This is a genomic window from Luteibacter sp. CQ10 (assembly GCF_040900725.1).
In the GTDB taxonomy this organism is placed as follows: Bacteria; Pseudomonadota; Gammaproteobacteria; order Xanthomonadales; family Rhodanobacteraceae; genus Luteibacter.
The window spans coordinates 24,962-46,048 of record NZ_JAEUYM010000008.1 but is presented as its reverse complement, the minus strand read 5'-3'; the positions used below and the strand labels follow the sequence as shown (position 1 = coordinate 46,048).

Annotated in this window: 8 protein-coding genes; all 8 read right to left on the bottom strand. The window is 68.8% G+C overall.

The genetic code is table 11. From position 1 onward, the window contains the following. Window positions 1-9,948: SDR family NAD(P)-dependent oxidoreductase (locus JNG39_RS20835; RefSeq protein ID WP_368313879.1), on the bottom strand; the 9,948-nt coding region annotated here is incomplete at its 3' end. Between the two features lie 82 nt (window positions 9,949-10,030). Then, entirely contained in the window at window positions 10,031-11,227 is a 1,197-nt protein-coding gene (locus JNG39_RS20830) for an ABC transporter permease (protein ID WP_368313878.1), read from the bottom strand. Window positions 11,228-11,260: 33 nt separating this feature from the next. Next, complete coding sequence (locus JNG39_RS20825) at window positions 11,261-12,412, bottom strand: ABC transporter permease (protein ID WP_368313877.1); 1,152 nt, start codon at window positions 12,410-12,412, stop codon at window positions 11,261-11,263. Beyond that, entirely contained in the window at window positions 12,409-13,110 is a 702-nt protein-coding gene (locus JNG39_RS20820; protein ID WP_368313876.1) for an ABC transporter ATP-binding protein, read from the bottom strand. Before JNG39_RS20820 ends, JNG39_RS20825 begins: the two co-directional genes overlap by 4 nt. Before the next feature lie 44 nt (window positions 13,111-13,154). Beyond that, window positions 13,155-13,901: a polyketide synthase gene (locus tag JNG39_RS20815; RefSeq protein WP_368313875.1), complete on the bottom strand. Its 747-nt coding sequence runs from the start codon at window positions 13,899-13,901 to the stop codon at window positions 13,155-13,157. Between the two features lie 10 nt (window positions 13,902-13,911). Beyond that, entirely contained in the window at window positions 13,912-14,712 is an 801-nt protein-coding gene (locus JNG39_RS20810) for an ABC transporter permease (protein WP_368313874.1), read from the bottom strand. Then, window positions 14,709-15,608 (bottom strand): ABC transporter ATP-binding protein, encoded by a 900-nt coding sequence (locus JNG39_RS20805; protein ID WP_368313873.1) that lies wholly within the window; start codon window positions 15,606-15,608, stop codon window positions 14,709-14,711. Before JNG39_RS20805 ends, JNG39_RS20810 begins: the two co-directional genes overlap by 4 nt. 52 nt (window positions 15,609-15,660) lie before the next feature. Next, window positions 15,661-21,060 carry an amino acid adenylation domain-containing protein gene (locus JNG39_RS20800; RefSeq protein WP_368313871.1) on the bottom strand — a complete coding sequence of 1,800 codons (5,400 nt, stop codon included), beginning with the start codon at window positions 21,058-21,060 and terminating at the stop codon, window positions 15,661-15,663. Window positions 21,061-21,087: the final 27 nt, after the last annotated feature.

Here is a 21,087-nt window from a genome sequence, read left to right as displayed (position 1 = left end):
CTCCCCCGGCACGAAACCGTTCGCACCGTCGTCCATCGTCTTGCAGCGCCCGTCGCTGGACAGCATGCCCGCCGCGCTCATGGTCACGTAGAGCTCGGGCGCGAGATAGAGCGTCACTCCGCCGGCGAGCGCCATGTCCACCTCGCCGTGGCGCAATGCCTGGCAGGCCAGGTGCGTCGCCACCAGCGACGAGGAGCATGCGGTGTCGATGGCGATCGCCGGACCTTTCAGGTCGAGCAGGTAGGCGATGCGCGCCGCGGCGATTGCGCCGCTGTTCCCCGTGCTGTCGGCCGTGCCACCGTGGCGCTGGATGATCTGCGCGTATTCGTTGCCCATGATGCCGAGGTACACCCCGCAGCGGGCACCGCCGAGATCGCCCGGGTGACAGCCCGCATCGTCGAACGCGCGCGACGCCTCCTGGAGAAAGAGCCTGTGCTGCGGATCCATCAGCTCCGCCTCGGCCGGCGATATGCCAAAGTACAGCGGGTCGAACGCGTCGATGTCGTCCACGACACCCAGCCAGCGGCATGCCACGTCGGCGCGATCGGCGGCCCACCGCTCGGGCGGCACCTCGGTCACGCAATCGACGCCGTCGGCGAGACGGTTCCAGAACGCGTTGAGGTCTTCGGCTCCGGGATAACGTCCCGACATGCCGACGATCGCGATCGGCTCCAACACGACGTTCCGCGCACGGCCGATGTCGTCGTGCACGGCGGCATCGGCCGCGCGCGGCGGCTCCGGCGGCGCGGCAGCGGCGGATGCGATGTCCTCGCGCACCGCGTCGCCCACCGTCGGTACGGGCGTCTTCACCGCCATGGGCTCGTCCTGCCGTTCCAGCACCTGGACCACGTGCGCGGCCATCTGCGCCAACGTCGGGCAGTCGTAGATCTTGGCGGTGGGCAGGCGCAGGTGGAAATGCGCATTGACCGCGCGCAGCCACTCGACGCCGATGATGGAGTCCAGGCCCAGTTCCGCGAACGGTTTGCGCGGATCGATGTCCTCCGCCTCCATGTACAACGCGCGGCCCAGCATCCGGCCAAGTTCGGCCTCGATCGCCCGCGGATCCCGGCGATGGACGGGTGGCGCGGCGGCGGCCGCCGTGTCTGGCGCGGCCATCGCGGTGGACACGGGCATGGGGGGGGCGGGACGGACGGGCGAAGGCGTGGGACGTTCCGTCCGGCTCGTCGCCTCCGCCGAGAGCGCGCGCAGCGCGATCGCGGTGGGCTTGCCCGGCGCCCCATCGCGCATCGGCGCGGGCAACGGCGGGGCATCGACGGCCGGTGCCGCTCCCAGCGCCCGCGGCGCGATCCAGAAACGGGTCCGTTCGAACGGATAGGTCGGCAGCGAGCGACGGCGAGCGGTGGCGTTTTCGGGCACGACCCGCCAATCGACAGGCAGGCCTCCCACCCATAGCTCGCAGACCTTGCGATAGTCGCCGTTCGCGAGCCAGGCCGAGGCGAGGCGTGCGACGTCGGCAGCGTCGACCAGCGCGGCGAGTCCGTCGGGAACGGCTGTTCCGTCACCCAGGTACACGCCGTCGACGGACTCGCCATCGACGATGGCCCGCAAGCGCTGGCGCAAGGCGTCCATCGAGTCGACGACGAACGCCAGCCGGTGCGACATCGCCTCTCGACCGACCTGCAGGGTATGGGCGATGTCGTGCAGGTCGCCATCGTCCAGCCGGTCAGCCTCGATGGCGTGCAGCAGGCGCGCGGCCACCTCACGGCGCGCGGCGACGCTTTTCGCCGAGAGCACGATGATCGCCGGCCGCGGCGCGGTCGATGCGGTCGGCTCACCGGCCGGTACCACGTACTCCTCCACCACGACGTGCGCGTTGGCGCCGCCGGCACCGAACGACGACACGCCGGCGCGACGCGGGCGTTCGTACGCCGCGCCGTCGATTTCCACGCGCTGCCGGGGCCACGGCGCAAGGCGCGATTGCACGAAGAACGGCGTCGCCGCGAAGTCGATGTGCGGGTTGGTCTCTTCGGCGTGCAGGCTGGGCGCGAGCGCGCCATGCTTCATCTGCAGGAGGATCCGGGTGAGACCGGCGATGCCCGCGGCGCTTTCCGCATGCCCGATCATCGTCTTCACCGAGCCGATGGCGCAGAACTGGCGATCGGCCGTGCTCCGTTCGAAAGCCTGGGTAAGACCGGCGATCTCGATCGGATCGCCCAGTTCGGTGCCGGTACCGTGGGCCTCGATGTAGCCGATCGAGCGCGCGTCGATGCCCGCCCGGTCCAGCGCGGCGGACACCAGGTCGCGCTGCGCGAGCGGGTTGGGCACCGTGTAGCCGTGCGTCCGTCCACCGTGGTTGATGCTGGTACCGAGGATCACGCCATGGATGGGATCGCGATCGGCGATCGCCGTGGACAGGCGTTTGAGCAGCACAGCGCCGCTGCCCTCGCCCGGCACCATGCCGTCGGCACCGGCACCGAAGGTGCGGCAGCGCCCGCCGGGCGACAACATGCGCGTCGCGCACATGTAGACGTAGCTCGACGGATGCAGGTAGAGATTCACGCCGCCAGCAAGAGCCAGTTCGCATTCGTCGCGAAGCAGGTGCTCGCATGCCTCATGGACGGCGGTGAGCGATGCCGAACACATCGTGTCCACGGGCATGCTCGGACCTTGCAGGTTCATCACGTACGACACGCGGTTGGCGATCGAGGCGAACGACGTGTGCAGGGTCAACGCCTCGCCCCGGCGCCAGAGCGCGGGGCCGTACAGGTCGAAGCCGGTCTTGGTGACGCCCGCGAACACACCCACCGACCGGTGGTGCCGCGTGTCGAGGGATTCGCGCGTATAGCCGGCGTCTTCCACCGCTTCCCAGCAGGTCTGCAGGAAAAGGCGTTCCTGCGGATCCATCATGTCGGCATCGCGGGGAGCGATACCGAAGAACAGCGCGTCGAACTCGCTGAATCCTTCGATGAAGCCGCCCCACTTGCCGTAGCTGCGCCCGCGCGCGCTGGCCTGGAGCTCGTCGGGATCGTAGAAACCCTCCAGCGACCAACGCTCGGGCGGAATCTCACCGATGCAGTCGCGTCCCTCGCTCAGGTTCGTCCAGAACGTGCGCAGGTCGCGCGCGCCGGGATACCGCCCGGCCATACCGATGACCGCGATCGGTTCCCGCGCGGCGGCCCGCGCGGCAGGCGTCGCACCGACGGACGGAGCCGGGCCGGCGACGGGTGTCGCCGGGGTCACGGGCGCGACCTGGCACCAGCGTGAACATGCTTCCGGGTACCGGGACAGCAGGTGGTCGCGCAGGGAACGCAGCGTCGCGTGTTCGTAGAGCACCGTCTTCGACAGCCGCTCGAAGACGGCGCCCAGGCGCTTGTTCAACTGCAGCACCATCATCGAATCGATGCCGTAGCGTTCCAGTGGCGCGATGGGATCGATGCGCGCGGGCGACTGCCCGCTGACCTCCGCGAGGAGATGTTTCAGGCGTTGCGTCAGGTTCTCGGCGAGGGCCGGCGCATCCATCGCCGGCACCGGCGGCTTCGGCCCGGTCGCGACCGGCGCCGGCGCAACGAACGACGCCGTGCACGGCGCCGCGATGGCGACCGTCGCTGCGCGGCTGCCGAGGGCCAGGTAGAACGCGGCGATGCCGTCGTCGGTGTCCAGCGGCGACACGCCGAGCGAGCGCAGTTCCTCGGCCGTGGCCTCCGGTATGCGCATGCCACCGACGGACCACCATGGCCACGCGATGGACAGGGTCTGGCCATGGAGGTCGCCCTCGGCCACGCGACGCGCGCGTTGCCGGGCAAACGCGTCCATCGCGGCGTTGGCCGCGGCGTAGTCGCCCTGCCCCGGATTGCCGTCCGTACCGGCCACCGACGAAAACAGCACGAAGAAGTCGAGCGGTCGCGCGCCAATCGCGGCATCGAGGTTGAGCGCACCGTGAAGCTTCGGCGCCATCACCTGCGCGTATTCCTCTGGCGTCTTGCGCAGCAGGTAGCTGTCGCGGATCACGCCCGCGGCATGCAGCACGCCGTGGAGCACGCCATGCGCACCCTCGATGTCGCGAACCAGGGCGATCGTCTCGTCCCGCCGAGCCACGTCCACCTGGCGATAGGCGACCGATCGACCCGACCTCTGCCACGCGGCCACGCGCGCGGCGGCGTCGCCGCGCAATGGCGAACGGCCGGCGAGGACGACGTGGGCCGCCGGCGCGCGGACGAAGAGTTCCTCGACAAAGGCGAGGCCGAGACCACCCGCACCGCCGGTGACGAGATAGACACCTTCCGGGCGCCACGGCATCCGCGCGACCACGCCGTCGAGCACGCTCGACCGTCGCGCCTCCAGCACACCGCCGATGCGACGCAACTCGACCGCCGCCATCCGCGATCCGGTGTCGATGGCGGCGACCCACGAAGGCGCGTCGTCGTTCGCCTCGCCTTGGATCAATTGCACGCCGATGCGCGGGTTCTCCCGTTGCGCGGTCTTCAACAGTCCGCCCAGGCCGCTAAGCAGTGTGTCCGGCGAGCCCGCAAAAGCCACCTGGACGAGGATCTCGCTCCGCGGCGAACTCACCAGGAGGCGCTTGAGGTAAGCCAGCAAGCGCCAGCCGAACCCTTCGAACGCTTCGCCCGGGTCGTGCGTTTCGGCCACCCAGCGATCGCAAGCGATGCCGTCACGCCCCTGGAAGGCGGCAGCGACCTGCGCGAACGGCGCGCTGTCGTCCATGCCCTGGAGCAGCAGCACGTGGCGTTCGTCCGCTTCGGCGCGTGCGTCCACCGGTGCGCGCGTCCAATGGGCGTGGCTGAGCACCGGAACGGGATGCGTCGCGGCGGCGCCGTCGTCGATCCAGTGGCGCGTGCGCGCGAACGGGTAACCGGATAGTTCAATACGCCGCCCGGGCGACGCGTCGGGATGCGTGTTCCAATCCACCTCTTCGCCTGCGAGCCAGCGGCCCATCAGCGCGTCGCCGTGGCTGACTTCCGTCGAGGCGGCCATCGCGTCGTCGTCGGCCAGCACGGCGTCAAGCCGCCTCCGCGCGTCGGCAAGCGACGTCGCCGTCACGACCAGGCGCCGCTCCATCGGTTCGCGACCGTGCTGGAGCGTCCAGGCGACGTCGGCCAGCCGCGCGTCGTCATCGATCCGGTCGAGATCGGCGCGCAGCGCGGCGACCCTGCCCCGCAGCTGCGCCTCGTTGCGCGCCGAGAGCACCAGGTGATGCGAAGGGGCGATCCGGGCCGTTTCGTGATGCGCCGGGATGGGCGGTTCGGCCAGGATGGCATGCGCGTTGACGCCACCGAAACCGAAGGAACTGACCCCGGCCACGCGTGGCGCTTCGCGACCGTCGGCACGCACGCGACGCGGCCACGGCGAAGTAGCCTCGACGACGCGCAGCGGACCGTCGCCCAGGCCCAGCCCCGGATTCGCGGTCTCGAAACCGAGGCTGGCAGGCAAGGTGCCGCGACCCATCGAAAGCAGGACCTTGACCACCCCGGCGAGACCGGCGGCGCCTTCCAGGTGTCCGATGTTCGTCTTCACCGAGCCGATGGCGCAGGTGGACGCCACCTCGCCCGGCCTCCGGTTCAGCGCATCGCGCAAGCCGGCGATCTCGACCACGTCACCGAGCGGCGTACCGGTGCCATGCGCTTCGACGTATTGCAGGTCGTCGGCGCGCACGCCCGCATCGCGCATCGCCTGCTCGATCACGGCGGCCTGCGACGCGGGCTTGGGCGCGGTCAGTGACGCCGCGCGGCCGCCATGGCCGACCGCCGTGCCAAGGACGATGCCGTGGATGATGTCACCGTCCGCCATGGCATGCCGTAGCGGCTTGAGCAGCAGCACCACGGCCCCTTCGCCGCGCACGAAACCGTTGGCCGCCTCGTCGAAGGCCCGCACGCGGCCCGTCCTGGAGAGCATGCCGGATTCGTGATAGGCCACGCTGTTGACTGGGCTGCACAGCAGGTTCACCGCACCCAGCAATGCGATATCGCATTCGTCGCCACGCAGGGATTGGACAGCGCGATCCATCGCCACGAGGGCGCTGGAGCACGCGGTGTCGATGCACACGCTGGGACCGTTGAAGTCGTAGACGTAGGAAAGCCGGTTGGCCAGCATCGACGGTGCGCTGCCGGTGCCGATGTAGGCATCGCCGGCGCCCGGCGCGCGCGCGAGCAGGTCGCGATAGTCGCTGTGGCAGGCGCCGACGAAGACGCCGGTGCGCCGGGCCGCGAGTTGCGACGGACGGTAGCCACTGCGCTCCATCGCCTCCCAGCCCAGTTCCAGGAGCAGGCGCTGCTGTGGATCGAGACGTTCCGCCTCGTGCGGCGAGATGTGGAAGAAGTCGGCGTCGAAGGCATCGATCCGATCAAGCAGTCCGGCGCGGTCGATTCCGGCATGCTCCCCGTCGAGGTCGACGCCGTCGGGCCAGCGCCATCGCCCGTCGAGCGAAGCGATCGCATGCCGACCGTCGCGCAGCAAGTGCCAGAACGCCTCGGTGGTGTTCGCTCCAGGCAGACGGCAAGCGATACCGATGACCGCGATGGCGCGCTCTTCGCCCGGCAGCGGTGCCTGCACCGGCGCGGCCGACGCCTCGACCGGCCGTGGGTTCGGCGCCATGTCGGCGAGCGCGGCGGCCACCTTGGCGGCGGTTTCGTTCTCGAACAGGAAGGCGGGCGCGAGCTTGACCCCGATCGCGCGACCGATCGCTCCCTTGAGTTCCACCAGTTCGACCGAATCCAGGCCCAGTTGCATCAGCGGCCGGTTGGCGTCGAACGCCGCCGCGCGGCGTTCGCCGAGGATGTCCATCACCTGGTCGCGAACGAGGGATGCGAAGGCCGGATCGACGGCGGCGGGATCGGGCTCGGGCGATGCCATGGACTGCGTATCCTCGTGATCGGGGACCGGGTTTGCGGCGCAGGCCGGTGCGAGGGGGGCGGGTCTGCGCGACGCCGTGTCCGGCGCTCGGCACGCGAAGATGGTGTGCCCGGATGCGTCGACGGAAGGCGCGGAGGGCAGTCCGAACGCCGACACGGCGACGAACCCGGCTTCGGCCAACTCGTGACGCCACTGCGGCACGCCGAGCAGACAGAAATCGTCCAGCCGCTTTGCCCCGTCCTCGAATTGCCAGGTGCCGTGCAGCAGTCCGCCGCTGAACAGCAACCATGTCTTGGCCTCGGTGTATTCGGCCAGGAGCAAGGTGCCACCCGGCGCAAGCAACTCGCGCACCTGGCGAAGGGTGAATGCGATGTCGCGGGTGTTGTGCAACACGTTGGCCGCGATCACCACATCGTAGGTGCCAGCCGCCACGTCCTGCGTCGCGAGGTCGCCTTCGATGTCCAGCACGTGGAAGCCGACGTACGGATAGCGATCCGCGAGCGCCCTTTGCGCGCGGCGCAGGAAGGCCGGCGAGAGATCGGAAAACACGTAGGACACATCGGCGGACGCGCCGAGCGCGCGCAGGACGGATATCGTCGTACCACCGGTTCCCGCGCCGATTTCCAGGATACGCAGTGGCGCACCGGCGCGGGCGGCGTGGCGCGCGCCCACCGCCGCGGCGATCAACTCGTTGATGTAGTCCGCGATCGGCTCGCCGTGGAAGATGCCGCCGAACGCCTGCATGTCGCCGTCGGGGAACATGGCCGACGCAGCCGCGACCCGCCCGGCGAGCACATCGGCGAAGTGTCGGAGCGGCCCGAGGATGAAATGCAGATAGGCCGACGCGTGGGGGTGGCGCGCAAGGAAATCCCGAGCGAAGTCGTCGACGTCGTCGATGCCGGCGTTACGCGCCGACGCCGTGAGGGCGATGGTGTCGCCTTCGCTGCGCAGCAGGCCCCGCGCGTCCAGTCGCGACAGCAGCGCGTCCAGGTAGCGGTGATATTTGGACAGCACGCCCAAGTTCGCGATCACGTCGGCTTTGCGCCGCGAGTCCCCACGAGCCAGGCCGGCGTCGCCATGCAGCCACGCCACGACGCGGCGCAGGGCGAAATCGGTCAGTTCGGCTTCCCATTCGCGGGAATCCAGCCCGGGCTCGTCGGCTCGTCGTGCCGCGGCGGCGCGCACGGCGGCAAGCGTGTCGGCCCATCCGTCGTGCGGCGCATCGCACCATGCGTCGAGAGCGGCACGGCAGGCGTCGACGCCCTCCAGCGATTCGAAGGACTTGTCGACCAGAAGGTAATGTCCGGCGAACACCAGCAATGCCGCGAGGTCGTCGCCACGACCGCCCTCGCCGGACATGAGCCACCCGCCCTGCAGGTGGGCGCGGCGCCCCGGGGTGGCGACGGCCGGTTCGTCCTCGCGCCACGCGAGCGCGGCACGGATTCGTCCGTCGCGCACGAGGACGAGCGTGGTATCCGCGAGCGTCGCCGGTGCCGGCGCATCGTTCACTGCTTGCCAGACCGGGGTGGCCGCCGAGCGGTCGAGGTCCTCGCCCAGGTGCAGGTGACGCACCGTGTGCGGACGGCGACGGAAATGGTTCACCGTGATCCGGGTAAAGCCCATGCGTTGCGGATAGCTCTGCCATTCGCCGTCGGCGCAGAAGAGGCCGGCCTCCGCGGCGGCGAGCACGAAGCTGCGTGCGTCGAGGAGAAACTGCCTCGACATGCTGTGGTAGGCATCGAAATGCAGGCTCTCGGCTTCGTCGATGAACGCCGCGCCGATCGCCGTCGGCAACGAGTGCACCTCCAGCAGCAGCAGCCCATCGCCGCCGACCACCTCGCCCCAGCGTCGAAGGTGCTCGACCGTGCTCTGCATCACGTCGCGCGCGGGGATGCGTCCACCGGCGTGGTCGACGAAGACGCCGTCCACGCCGACGACGCGGCGAGCGGCCGCCTCCCCGGCATCGACCGGCGGACGGTAGGGGCGATCGTGGTCGAGGAACGAACGCACGTGGAGCACGTCGTCAGGCGTTCCGATGCCCAGGTCGTCGAGGTCGGCGACAATGCCCGCCGGGTCGCCGATGTCGCCCTTGATGGCCGTGTGCGGCGTGCCGGCCAGCGTCAGCGCCGACTGCCGCAACGCCTTCACGTTCCAGTCGATCGCCGCCAGCCGCAACGGATGCCGGTCGATCGCCGCGCCGCGCGTCGTCTCGGCGAGCACCTTGTCGTAGAGCGTGCGCAACAGCGTGCCGTCGCCGCATCCGGTGTCGGCCAGGCACGTCGGCTGCGCGGCGACGTCGTCGGTATCGAAGCAGCGCAGCACGAAGCCGGCGAGCGCGGCGAAATACCGCTGGTGCTGGAAGCCGCTGCCCACCACGTTGAGCGTTCGGTCGAGGTGCTTTTCGTGGCCCTTCCCGTCGAGCGCGAACACGTCGTCCGGCACACCACCCAGCAACGTCGCGGTCTGCGCGAACATCGGCCGGTAGGACGCCAGCGCAGCCGTGGTGCGGATCCGCTCAAGCATCGACTGCCCGGAGGGCAGCAGGCATAGGCCCTCGGCGTCGCGCCGTATCCAATGCTTCGAAAGCAGCCACGTCTCGATTTCCCGTCGCGGCCCCTCGGCCAGGTCGAGGTCGAGCGCCATGCGTCCCTGCGCATCCGCCGTGCCCCGGCGCACGCATTCATGCTGCTCCAGCGCGAGCAGGAGCGGAATCGCGAACACGCCGTCCAGATAGTCGCGCAGGCGTTCGTCGTCGGTCGCCCAACCGTCGGCGGACCGTTCCAGCCAGCGCCGCAGCGAGCGTTTCGCGCTGCCCCTGGCGTAGCCGTCGAAGGGAAAGCGGTATAGCTCCATGATCCGGTCGGGAATCGCCGCCTGGGCATCGAAGGCACCGGTGACGCACCAATGGTCCTCCCCCGCCGCTTCGATCCAGCCTAGGGTCCGGAACATGCGCAACGCGACGGCCACGTAGCCCTCGTTGAGCGAGAAGCGCCCACACAGGGAGGTAGTGGAGAAACGGCCAGACGACGCCATGTGCGCCAGGCACCCCTGCCTGCGCATGGCGTCGACGAACGGCAGCAGCACCATGCCGTGTGCGTAGCGGTTCAGGACCTCGAGCATCCGGATCGGCCCCCCTCGTTTGGCGCTTCCTCACCCCTGCGCCGGCGCCCCCTCGACGGCCGGCCGGGGCACCCGTTTTGTCTTAGATCTCCCTCAACGCGACCGTGACCGGTACCCGCGCCGCCGTCAACGCCGGGAAGAGGCTTCCCGCCACGCCGATGACCAGCGCCACCGCCACGCCGATGAGCGCGGTGCCCAGCGTCATCCTCACGTCGAACACCAATTGCGTGTTGAGTCCGCCGAACCCCGTGCCCAGTTCCTTGCCGTTGAGCAAGAGCCAGGCGAGGCCCAGGCCCAGCAGACTGCCCACCAGGGTCAGCGCGAGGGCTTCGAGCAGCACGGACAGCACGATCACTCCTTCGCCGTAGCCCAGCGCGCGGAGGATCGCGATCTCCGACGCGCGGACGCTCACCGACGCATACATGGTGTTGAGCGCGGCGAACATGGCACCGATGGCCATGATCGCGCCCAGAACGTAGGCGGCCACGAAGACGAGTTTGCCGATGTCCTTCGACTGCTGGCCGAAGAACTCCGATTCGCGCATCACGTCGACGTTGAGCCCGGGATTGGCGCGCAGCGACGCCTGCAGCGTATCGAGCGCCGCCGGCGACTCCAGTTGCACCAGCACCGAGTTGTAGTGACTCCAGCGCAATGCGTTCGCGAGCGTGTCGCGGTCGGTCATGAGTTCGGATTCATGCGTGTCCCCGGCGCTGCCGAACACGCCCACCACGTCCCACCGCGCTCCGCGAAGGGTGAGCGTGTCGCCCACCTTGAGTCCCTGGAACCGGCGTGCGGCCGTCTGGCCGACGATCAGTTCGTACTTGCCCGGACGGAACATGCGCCCCTGCAGCAGCTTCATCTCCGGGCGCACGGTCATGACCTGCGGCCCCACGCCGCGTAACGCGATGGTCACGTTCTGGGCATCGCGCCCGGTGCCGCGCGTGACCGAGGCGGGCGCTAGCAGTTCCGCCGAGGCGATCGGTTGCCCCGAGGCGTCGTGGGCGATTCCGGCGCCGGTGAGGATAGTCAGCACGTCGTTGCGCAAGAGCACGCTGGTCGCGTCGGTCGATGCGCCGCCTCTCAGGACGATGGCGCGATCGGGCCGGCCGGTCTCCGCCACGGACCGGGTCAGCCCGGTGGCCATGGCCAGGATGGCGGCCAGCACCGCAACCACGGCGGTCACTCCCACGACGATCACCAGCGAAGATCCCGCGCGACGCGGCAGCGTGAAGAAGCTGGCGGTCATGACGGCGGCGATCTGGCGAAATGGTTTGGACATGCGGTCGGTATCTCGTGAAGGGAGTCCGGAACCTCAGCGGCGCAGCGCGAGGGATTCGATGATGCTCAACCGTCCTGCCTTCCAGGCCGGCATCCCGCCACTGACCAGCGCCATCGCGAGGGCGATGCCGAACGAGGCCAACCACAGCACCCAGGGAATGCCCGCCCTGGCGAACAGATCGCCGGCCACGGCGAAGACGCCACGAGCGACCAGCAAGCCGATGCAGGCCGCGAAAAGACAGAGGAGTACGGCCTCGGCGATGACCAGCGCGACAACCCCCGCGCGGGTGAAACCGACCGTCTTGAGCACCGCGAATTCGGGCCGTCGCTCGCGCACGGACTGGCTCATCGTGCTCGCGGTAACGAACAGAAGCGAGAAGAACGCCGCGCCCACGATCGCGTTCACCAGCAGGTTCAGGTCGGCGATCGTCGTCATCTGGCTTTGCAGCAGCGCCTGTTCGGTCATCGTCCGCGTCTCCGCGGGTGAGTTGGCGAAGCGCGCGTCGATCGTGTCGATGATTCCCTGCGCAGCCTTCGGATCGGCTATCTCGGCGATGAAGAACTGCACGGTGTCGGGCAGGAACGCGCGCGACTCGTTGAGGTATTCGTAATTCATGAAGAACGCGCCGGCCAGGCCCTGGGTGGCGCCATCGGTGCTCTCGAAGATGCCCACGATCTGAAACGGATAGCTCGACGTGCCGTCTTTTTTCGTCCAGATGGAGCTACCCAGCGTCACGCTGTCGCCGAGTTTCCAGCCGAAGCGGTTGGCCAGCGACCTGGCGACGATGGCTCCGGAGCGATGCGTGCGCATGGCATCGAGCTGGTCCGCCGGCACCTTGAACAGCGAATGGTAGACGCCGAACATGCTCTTGACGTCGGTGGCATACACCGGCACCGCATTGCGCCGGTCCTGGAAATAGCCGCCGAAGAAGGTCATGTGCGATACCTCCACTACGCCGGGCGTCTCGGCGATGCGGCCCTCGTAGCCGAGCGGCAATTGCTCCTGGGCGTATTTGCTGGAAACGAACAGGCGATCGTTGAGATTGGAGAGTGCCGAGTTGAGCACCACGTTGAACCCGATCAGCACGGCGAACAGCAGGAAGGCGACCGCGACGGAGATGATCGCGAACCAGGTGCGCTTCGGCCGGCGCCACAACTGCGCCCAGACCAGCTGGAAATACTTCACGCGGCGCTCCTGTGGTTGCCGGACGCCTCGCGCGTCCGCGCCTTGCCCACCGGGATGACCCGCGTGGTGTGCTGGGCGGCCTCCGGATCGTGGGTGGCCATGACGATCGTCTTGCCCTGCTCGCGATTGAGCCAGGCCAGCAATCCGAGCACCATGTCGGCGTTTTCGCGATCCAGGTCGCCGGTGGGCTCGTCACAGACGATCAGCGCCGGATCGGTGACCAGGGCCCTGGCGATGGCGATGCGCTGCTGCTGGCCGCCTGAAAGTTCCTCGGGTCGCCGGTGCAGGTAGTCGGCCATGCCCAGCACTTCGAGCACGTCGCGGACACGCTTGCGGCACTGCGCCGAAGGCATGCCCGTCAGCAGCAGCGGCAGCATCACGTTGCGCTCCACCGACATCACCTGGAGCAGGTGGTAGAACTGGAATACGAGTCCGACGTGCCGGGCTCGCCATTGCGAAAGCTGGCGGTTGGAGAAGGTATGGAGTTCGCCGCCGGCCACCGAGACGGAGCCACGTTCCACCGTGTCAAGACCGCCTATGATATTGAGCAGCGTCGTCTTGCCGGAGCCGGACGGCCCCATCAACGCGACGAATTCGCCTTGCTCGATGGTCAGGTCTTCCTCGTAGAGCACCTCGATCATCGTGCCGCCGAGCTTGTAACGCTTGGTCACCTTACGCAACGCGATGAAACTGGTCATCCTCTCCCCCCCTGCCTGCCCCGGCCGGCGCCGGGCGCAAATGGTCAGTTTCCGAAAAGCCGCTCGATCCGCTCCCTTACCTCGGGCTGCGAGAACGTCACGTCGTGCATCGCCAGCTCCTGCTCGATCACGGCCGGCAATTCGCGACGCATGCCGCCCACGAGGTGGTCCTTCAGCGTGACCAGCGCCCCCCGGGGCTTGTCCGCCAGATCCACCGCCAGCTCTCTGGCGTACCCTAGCACATCGGCGCGCGGCATCACGGGGAACGGCACGCCGCGCTTGGCGAGGTCGTCACCGCGGTAGCTGCGGGCGCTCATCAGCATTTCGTGGCCGAGCGGAATGCCGAGCTTGCGCGCCAGGATATAGGTGGCGCCCATGCCGGGGGTGAAGCCGTATTTCATGAAATTCGTGGTGTAGACGCTCTCCCGGCTGAGCACCACGAAGTCGGCGAACAGCCCGAACACGAAGCCGCCGCCGATGCCATGGCCCTGCATGGCCGAGATGACCGGAACCCTGCAGTCGAGCGCCAGGCTGTAAAGGTTCACGTCGGAGAACTTGCTGCGTCCCTGCTGGATGCTGTGCAGGCCTTCCTTGGTGCCGCCGGAGGCGAAATAGGTGTCATAGCCGGTAAGGATCACCGCCCGGTAGCCCGGATTCGCCTCGATGTGGGCGAAAGCCTCGACGAGCCCCTGCATGAGCTCCGGCGAAAACGTGTTCTTGTTCTGGCGATCCTGCATCGTGACCTGCAGGACCCCCGGTGCCACTTCGCTCAAATCGACGACCGATGTCATGGGGATGCCCTTATCCGTGGCGCGTCATCTTCTTCACGGTAAGCAAGGTCAGCCCGACGGTGAGCACCGCCAGGAAAAGCACGTGGAACCATGCTCCGCCGATGTAGATGTGCTTGGCGCCACCCACGCCCAGCACCAGCTGGTTCAGGTAGAACGGCGGCATGAACAGCGCGATCCAGCCGATGGCGGCCGGCAACGGGAAGAACAGGCCGGAAAAGTACAGCTGCGGCATGTACACGATGGTGGTGATGCCGTTGGCCACGTGCGCGCTGGCACGGGCACCGATGAAGAAACCGATGGCACAGAACGGTAGCACGCCCAGCCACAGCACGAGGCCGACCATGATCGCCTGGGTCGCGTTCAGCGAGATGCGGCCCATGACCAGTCCGACCGCGATCATCACCAGGATCACCATCGCCGCGTAGGCCATGGCGCAGACGAATTTGCCGATCAGGTGCGCAGCCGCCGGCATCGCGATGGCGCGCTTGAACTCCAGCAGTTTGAACTGTCGCTCGCCGGCGAGGATGGCGCCGAAACCGAACATCGCAGGGCCCATGATGCCGAGAATCGCCATGCCGCTGAACAAGCCTAGCCGCATGTCGGGATCGGCTTTCTGCGGCGAACCCAGCGCGCTGAACACGAGGAACAGCACCACCGGCATCACCAGGAAGGGAAAGCCGAATCCGGGATTGCGCAACGAGCGGATGAATTCGTACTTGGCCTCCAGGTAATAGATGCGCAATACCTTCAGGCGAGACATCCGCTTGCGCTGGATCGTCGCGGTGTCCAGTTCGGGAACGGTCGAATTCACAGGCGGTTCTCCTGGGTGATCTTCACGAAGGCATCGGCCAACCCCGCCTGGCTGACGGACAGGTCGCCGAGTGTGTTGTCCCGTTCCAGCAGGCGGCTCACCGTGGATTCCAGTTCGGCGTGGTCCACGGTCAGCTTCAGGGATCCGTTCTCGACCACCGCGATCGCCACGCCCGGCCAGCTCCCGACCTCGTCGGCGGTGAGACGGCTGGTGCAGGTGATCCGGCGGGTGGAAATCGATTGGGTCACTTCCTTGACGGTGCCCGACTTGACGACGCGCCCCTTGGCCAGCACCACGATACGGTCGGCGAGCGCCTCCGCTTCCTCCAGGTAATGGGTAGTCAGAAGGATGGAGCACCCGGCGTCGACCTGCTTGCGCACGATGTCCCAGAGGCCTTGCCGGGCCTGCACGTCGAGGCCCACCGTGGGTTCGTCAAGGAACAGCAATTCGGGTTTGCCGCACAACGCGATGGCGAATTGCACCTGTCGCTTCTGTCCGCCCGAGAGCAAGCCGTAGCGACGGTCACCCAGCGAGTCAGTGTTGGTCATCCGCAGAATCTCGTCGGGATCGTGACCGTCGGGGTAGTAGCTGGCGAACAGCGTGACCAGTTCGCGCACCTTCAGTTCCGGCGCCATGAAGACCTCCTGCAACATGACGCCGAGGCGTCGCCTCGCCTCCATGTCGCCCGGCGGCAGGCCGAACATGCGGATCTGTCCGGCATCGGGTGTCTGCAGCCCCAGCATCAGGGAGATGGCGGTGGTTTTGCCGGCGCCGTTCTCGCCGAGCAGCGCGACCAGCTCGCCACGACGTACGCGAAGGTCGAAACCGTCCAGCGCGGTGGTGTCTCCGAAGCGCTTGTAGACGCCTTCCATTTCAGCCAGATCGACGCTTGCCATCATGTTTCCCTGATTTCGTGGGTTGACTGGATGTAGCCGGTGCGACGAGGGGTCAATGCGATGGCCCCTGTCCGGAAAGGCTCGACAACGACGCCTCGAACGAATCCGCGATGCCCTGCAGCGTATCGCGAGAGTACCTGCTGCTGACGAAATTTACACACAGGCAGCCGTCCGTGATGTTGCTCATCAACGCCATTTTCCATGGCAGCGATACCTGCTCCAGCACATCGGCGTACTCGCGGTTGTCGAAGTGCGTGGTGAAAAGGCTGCCTGTCGCCGCGCCGCCGAGCACACCCTGGTGGTTGAGCAGCACGTCGATGGGCGCGGGCGCGAGGCGTCGCGAGACCTCGCCCAGGTGCCGCAGCACGCCGTAGCCGAGACCTTCGTGCGGCAGCTTGCGCAACCGCTGGCGCACGCCTGCCAGCGTCGCGTCCATCGAGGAGTCGGCCGCCAGTTCGAGCAGGCACGGCACCGGCGTGGAGAACCAGCCGAGCGTACGCGACACGTCGAGGCCGCCGAAGCCGGCGACCCGGCCGTGATGGTAGACGCCGAGCGCGAAACTCGTTCGCCCCGACCATCGCCACAGGGCGCGCACCAGCGCGGCCAGCAGCAATTCGGCCGTTTGCGCCGCATGCACGCGCGCGGCACGTGCCAGCAGCTCGGACGTCCGCCGCGCATCGATGCGCAGGGTGACGCATTCGGAACGGTCCGCATCGCCGCCCGCGTCGAGCTCCACCGGCAGCGGTTCGTGCGCGGCCCATGGCAACGCCTGCCAGAAGGTCCGGTCCGTCTCGGCGGCCGGCGATGCGGCGTAATCCTCCAGGGCCACGGCCCATTGCCGAGCGGAGGCGCCCTTGATCGGCAGGCGTACCGGCAGGCATGCCTCGAGCTGTTCGTATACGGTCTGCAGGTCCTGCAACAGGATGCCCCACGAAAGTGGATCGATCGCGAAGTGATGGACCGCCAGCAGGAGCACCTGGGTCGAGGTGTCCGCGGTCTCGACGAGGCTGGCCTGCAAAGGCATGCCGGCACCGGCGTCCACCCTTTCGCGCGTGCGTGCCAGGGCCGCCGCGACGGCCTCGCCGACGTCCGCACCCTCGCTCAACCGCTCGACGTCCAGCAACTCGCAGCCGGCCAGCGTGGCGGCGTGCGCGATCGCCTGCGTCCAGCCGCCATCCGGCGTGCGCGCCACGCGCAATCTCAGCGCATCATGATAGATCGCCAGCTTGCGCAAGGCGGCGCCCAGCAGCGCCGGTGACAGCGGCCGGCGGCACGCCAGTACCTGTGACGACACGATGTGCCGGACCGCCTCTTCGCCCTGTGCGAGCGTCCCCTGCTGGATCGGCGTGAATGGCAGGTCGCCGCTCTCCGCGCCGCGCTCGGGGGCCTGCAGCGCGTCCGCGCGCCCGGCGTCGCGCGGCGCTTCCGCGACCGACGCAGCATCCGCCAGCGTCGCCGCGAGGCGGGCCACGGTGGGACGCTCGAATAGCGCATGCAGGGTCAGGCGCAGGCCCGCGCGACTCGCCCTTCCGATGATCTCGATCGCACTGATGGAACTGCCGCCGAGCTCGAAGAAATTGTCGTCGCGTCCCACGTGCTCCACGCGCAACGCCTCGCGCCACACGTCCGCCAGCGCCGTCTCGACCGGTCCGCGGGGAGGCGCGAAGGGACGATCGTGCCCGCGCGGCGGAGGCGGCAACGCGCGCCGGTCCACCTTGCCCTGGAGGTTCATCGGCAACGCGTCGAGGATGACGTACGCGGCGGGCAGCATGTATGCGGGAAGCGTCTCGCCGATCCGCTGGCGCAAGGTGCCCTCGATCGTCGCGCGATCGGCGTCGGCGCAGCTCACCCATGCCACAAGCATCGGCTCGCCGGCCGCCGACCGGTCGACGCCGACGACCGCCTCGCGCACCTGCGCGACCGCGCGCAGGCATGCCTCGATCTCTCCGGGCTCGATGCGGAAGCCGCGCAGTTTCACCTGGTCGTCGTTGCGGCCCACGTAGGCGAGATCGCCGCCGGGAAGCCAACGGGCGAGATCCCCGGTGCGGTAGATGCGCCCGCCCTCGACGAAGGGGTCCGCGACGAAGCGGGCGGCGGTGAGGTCGTCGCGATGCAGGTAGCCGCGCGCGACGCCGGCGCCTCCGATGCACAGTTCGCCGACCACTCCCGTCGGCATGGGATGCCCGTGCTCGTCGAGCACGTAGACCCGCGCGCCGTCGATCGGGCGGCCGATGGCCACGTCGTCGAGCGAGCCGGTGTCGTCCGGTACGCGATACGCGGTGCTGGTGACCGTCCCCTCGGTCGGGCCGTAGGTGTTGAGGCAGGCGATGCGCGTCCCGGCGAGCGCGTGCCAGCGTCGCAGCGAGGCCAGCGACACGCGCTCGCCGCCGACGATCACCAGGCGCAACGAACCGGTATCGACCGTCGTATCACCCAGCGCCTCGACGAACGCGTGCCAGTACGCCGTGGGCAGGTTGAGCACCGTCACCCGTCGCGCGACGATGCCGTGGAGCAGTTCGGCCGCGGTCGGCACGCCGGACGCGCGCAGGACGATCGCCGCACCGGCGGCGAGGGTGGGAAAAATTTCCTCGACGGAGGCATCGAAGCTGATCGACGCGAACTGCAACGCGCGGTCGGTCTCGGTCAGCGCGAACGCCGCGCATGCCCATCGGGCGTGCGCGACCACGCTCGCGTGTTCGACCACCACGCCCTTCGGTTCGCCCGTGGAACCGGAGGTATAGATGACGTAGGCGGCATCGGCGGCCCCACGGGTGGCGGCATGCGTCGCCGGGTTCGTGGACGGCAGGGACATCGACGGATCCGCGTTGCCGTCCATGGCGAACACGGGCGCGGCGGCGCGCGACAGGCGCGCGGCCAACGCCGACTGGGTAAGGATCGCCACGGGACGTGTCTGGCCGAGGATGTGCCCGAGACGCGCGTCCGATGTCGCCGGGTCCACCGGCACGTAGGCCGCACCCGCCTTTAGCGTTGCCAACAAGGCCACTATCAGCGCCGGGCTTCGCTCGACATACACCAGGACCCGGCTTTCCGGACCGGCACCCAGCGAACGCAGGTAATGGGCCAGCCGGTTGGCCCGGGCATTGAGTTCGTCGTAATCGATCTCGACATCGCCATCGACGATCGCGACGGCGCGGGGGCGTCGCTCGACCTGCGCCTCGAAGAGCGCATGCACCATCGCGGCGGACGCGGATACTTCCGCACCACGGGAGAAGCGCAACGATTCCTCGCGGCCAGCGCCGCCGGCTAGCGGCAGGTCGGCCAGGGGGCCGTCCAGCGCGACCGGATCGACCAGCCGCGCGAGCAGGTCGAGCAGACCATGCGCATGGGCCTGGACCTCCCAGGTCTCGAAATGCCGGGCATCGGCGCTCCATGCCAGCCGAAGCTCGCCGTCCAGTCGACAGCGCACGTGGAGTTCCGCGTCGTCGGCACCGTCGGTGGCACCGGCCACGTCGAGCACGGTGCGCCAGGCGGCCGGTTGCCGTTCGTGGCCGTCCACATGCACGGCGGCGGCCGTGCGCGTCGCGCAATCCCGGATGAAGTCCGCCGTACGCAGGGATGCCCGCGCGGCGTACGCCACCGCCGCGAGGCCGCCCTGGGCGGATACCTGCAGGGCCACCCTCACCTGTTCCGTGTGCAGGGCCTTGCAGAGATAGAGCACGGCGGCGGCGACGAACACGTCGGCGACGGCGACGTCGCATGCGAGCGCGGCGGCGTGCAGCGCATCGAGCGTACCCTCCCGCGCGACGACCTCATGGCGCAGGCGCCCCGACCCGGCGTGCGAGCGCATCGCCACGCAAAGACTGGCCGGCATGCTATCGCTCGTGGAGGCGTCGGCGCCGCCGTCGATGCGGTGCGCGCGAAATCGTTCGTCGCGCGCCGGCGACTCACCCAGGTCCAGGTCCAGATCGTCGAGCACGATGTCCGGGCACGCCGCGACCTGTCGAACCACGGCGACGAAACGCCGGCCCAGATCCTCGACGGTCGAGGCGTCGAAGAGATCGGTCGCGTATTCGAACGCCCCGTAGAACGCGTCGGCCGCTTCCTGGATGCTCAAGGTCAATTCGTTCTTGGCCGTCGTCCAGGGCAGGACGACCGGCGCCATGGTCGCATCGCCGAGGGTCGTCTCGCCTGCCGCTTTGCCGTGCATCGCGAACGCGATCGTGCCCAGTGCCGGCGGCGCGCCGCCGGCGTCCGCGCGCAATGCCGCGACCAGTTCCTCGAAGGGCAGGTCCTGGTGCGCATAGGCATCGATCACGATGTCGCGCACGTGGGCCAGCCACTGGCGAAAGCTCGTGCCTTCCCCGGCCGCGGCGCGCAGCACGAGGTTGTTCACGCACAGGCCGACGATGGCCTCGGTGCCCGGGTGGTTACGACCGGCAGCCGGCGTGGACACGACGAGGTCTCGTTGCCCCGTCCAGCGGCGGAGCAGCACGTGGAACACGGCGAACATCGCCATGAACGGCGACGCCCCCGTCGAGACGGCCAGGGCGCGCAGCGCCGCTCCGTCCTCTGCGGGAATCGCGAAGCCATGTACCGCACCGCGAAAGCTCGGCACCACCGGTCGCTCGCGATCTACCGGCGGCACGACCGCACGAAAACCGTCGAGCCGGCGCGTCCAGTGGGCGAGAAGCGCTTCCAGCACGGCGTCCCGCAACCAGGCCCGCTGCCACCGCGCGTAATCCGCATAACGCAACCGCACCGGCGGCAGGGGATCCGGCGCACCGGCACGGAACGCTTCGTAGAGCGGCACAAGCTCGCCCCAGAGCAGTTGCGACGCCCAGCCGTCGCAGACCACGTGATGCAGCGTAACGAAGAGGACGTGATCCTCCGTGCCCATCCGGATCAGCGTACCGCGCACGAGCGGTCCGACGGCCAGGTCGAACGGCAACCGGAGCTCATCCCCGAGCAGACGGTGGAGGCGCTCCTCCGCCTCTTCCAAGGCACCCGTCGACAAGTCGGCCTGGCGCAGGGCGAATCCGCCGGGATCGCCCACGTGCTGCATCGGCGTGCCATCGACGAGCGACAGCGTGGTGCGAAGTATCTCGTGCCGTTCGACCAGGGTATCCAGGGCGCTCCGCAATGCCGCGACATCGAGCGGACCGCGCATGCGTACGGCCGACGGCACGTGGTAGCGCGCCGCCCCGCGCGGACCGGCCAACTGGTCGACGATCCAGAGGCGCTGCTGGGCGAGAGAAAGCGGGGCCGGCCCGTCTCCGGGCGAGGGCACCAGCGGTGGCGGAGCCACGCCCTGCCCCGGTCGACCGAGGAAGGCGAGGATCTCGGCCTTGTGCGTACGCAACCGGGAAATATCCTCCTCGCGCAGTGCGCCGCGCGGCGCGTCCACCGCGAGTTCGCCGTTCTCCACCCAGAGGCGAACATCCCTGGCGCGAAGGCCAAGGACGAGCCGGTCGATGGAAGGTTCGACGCTCACGGCGGCCGATGTCCGCCCGGCATGGTA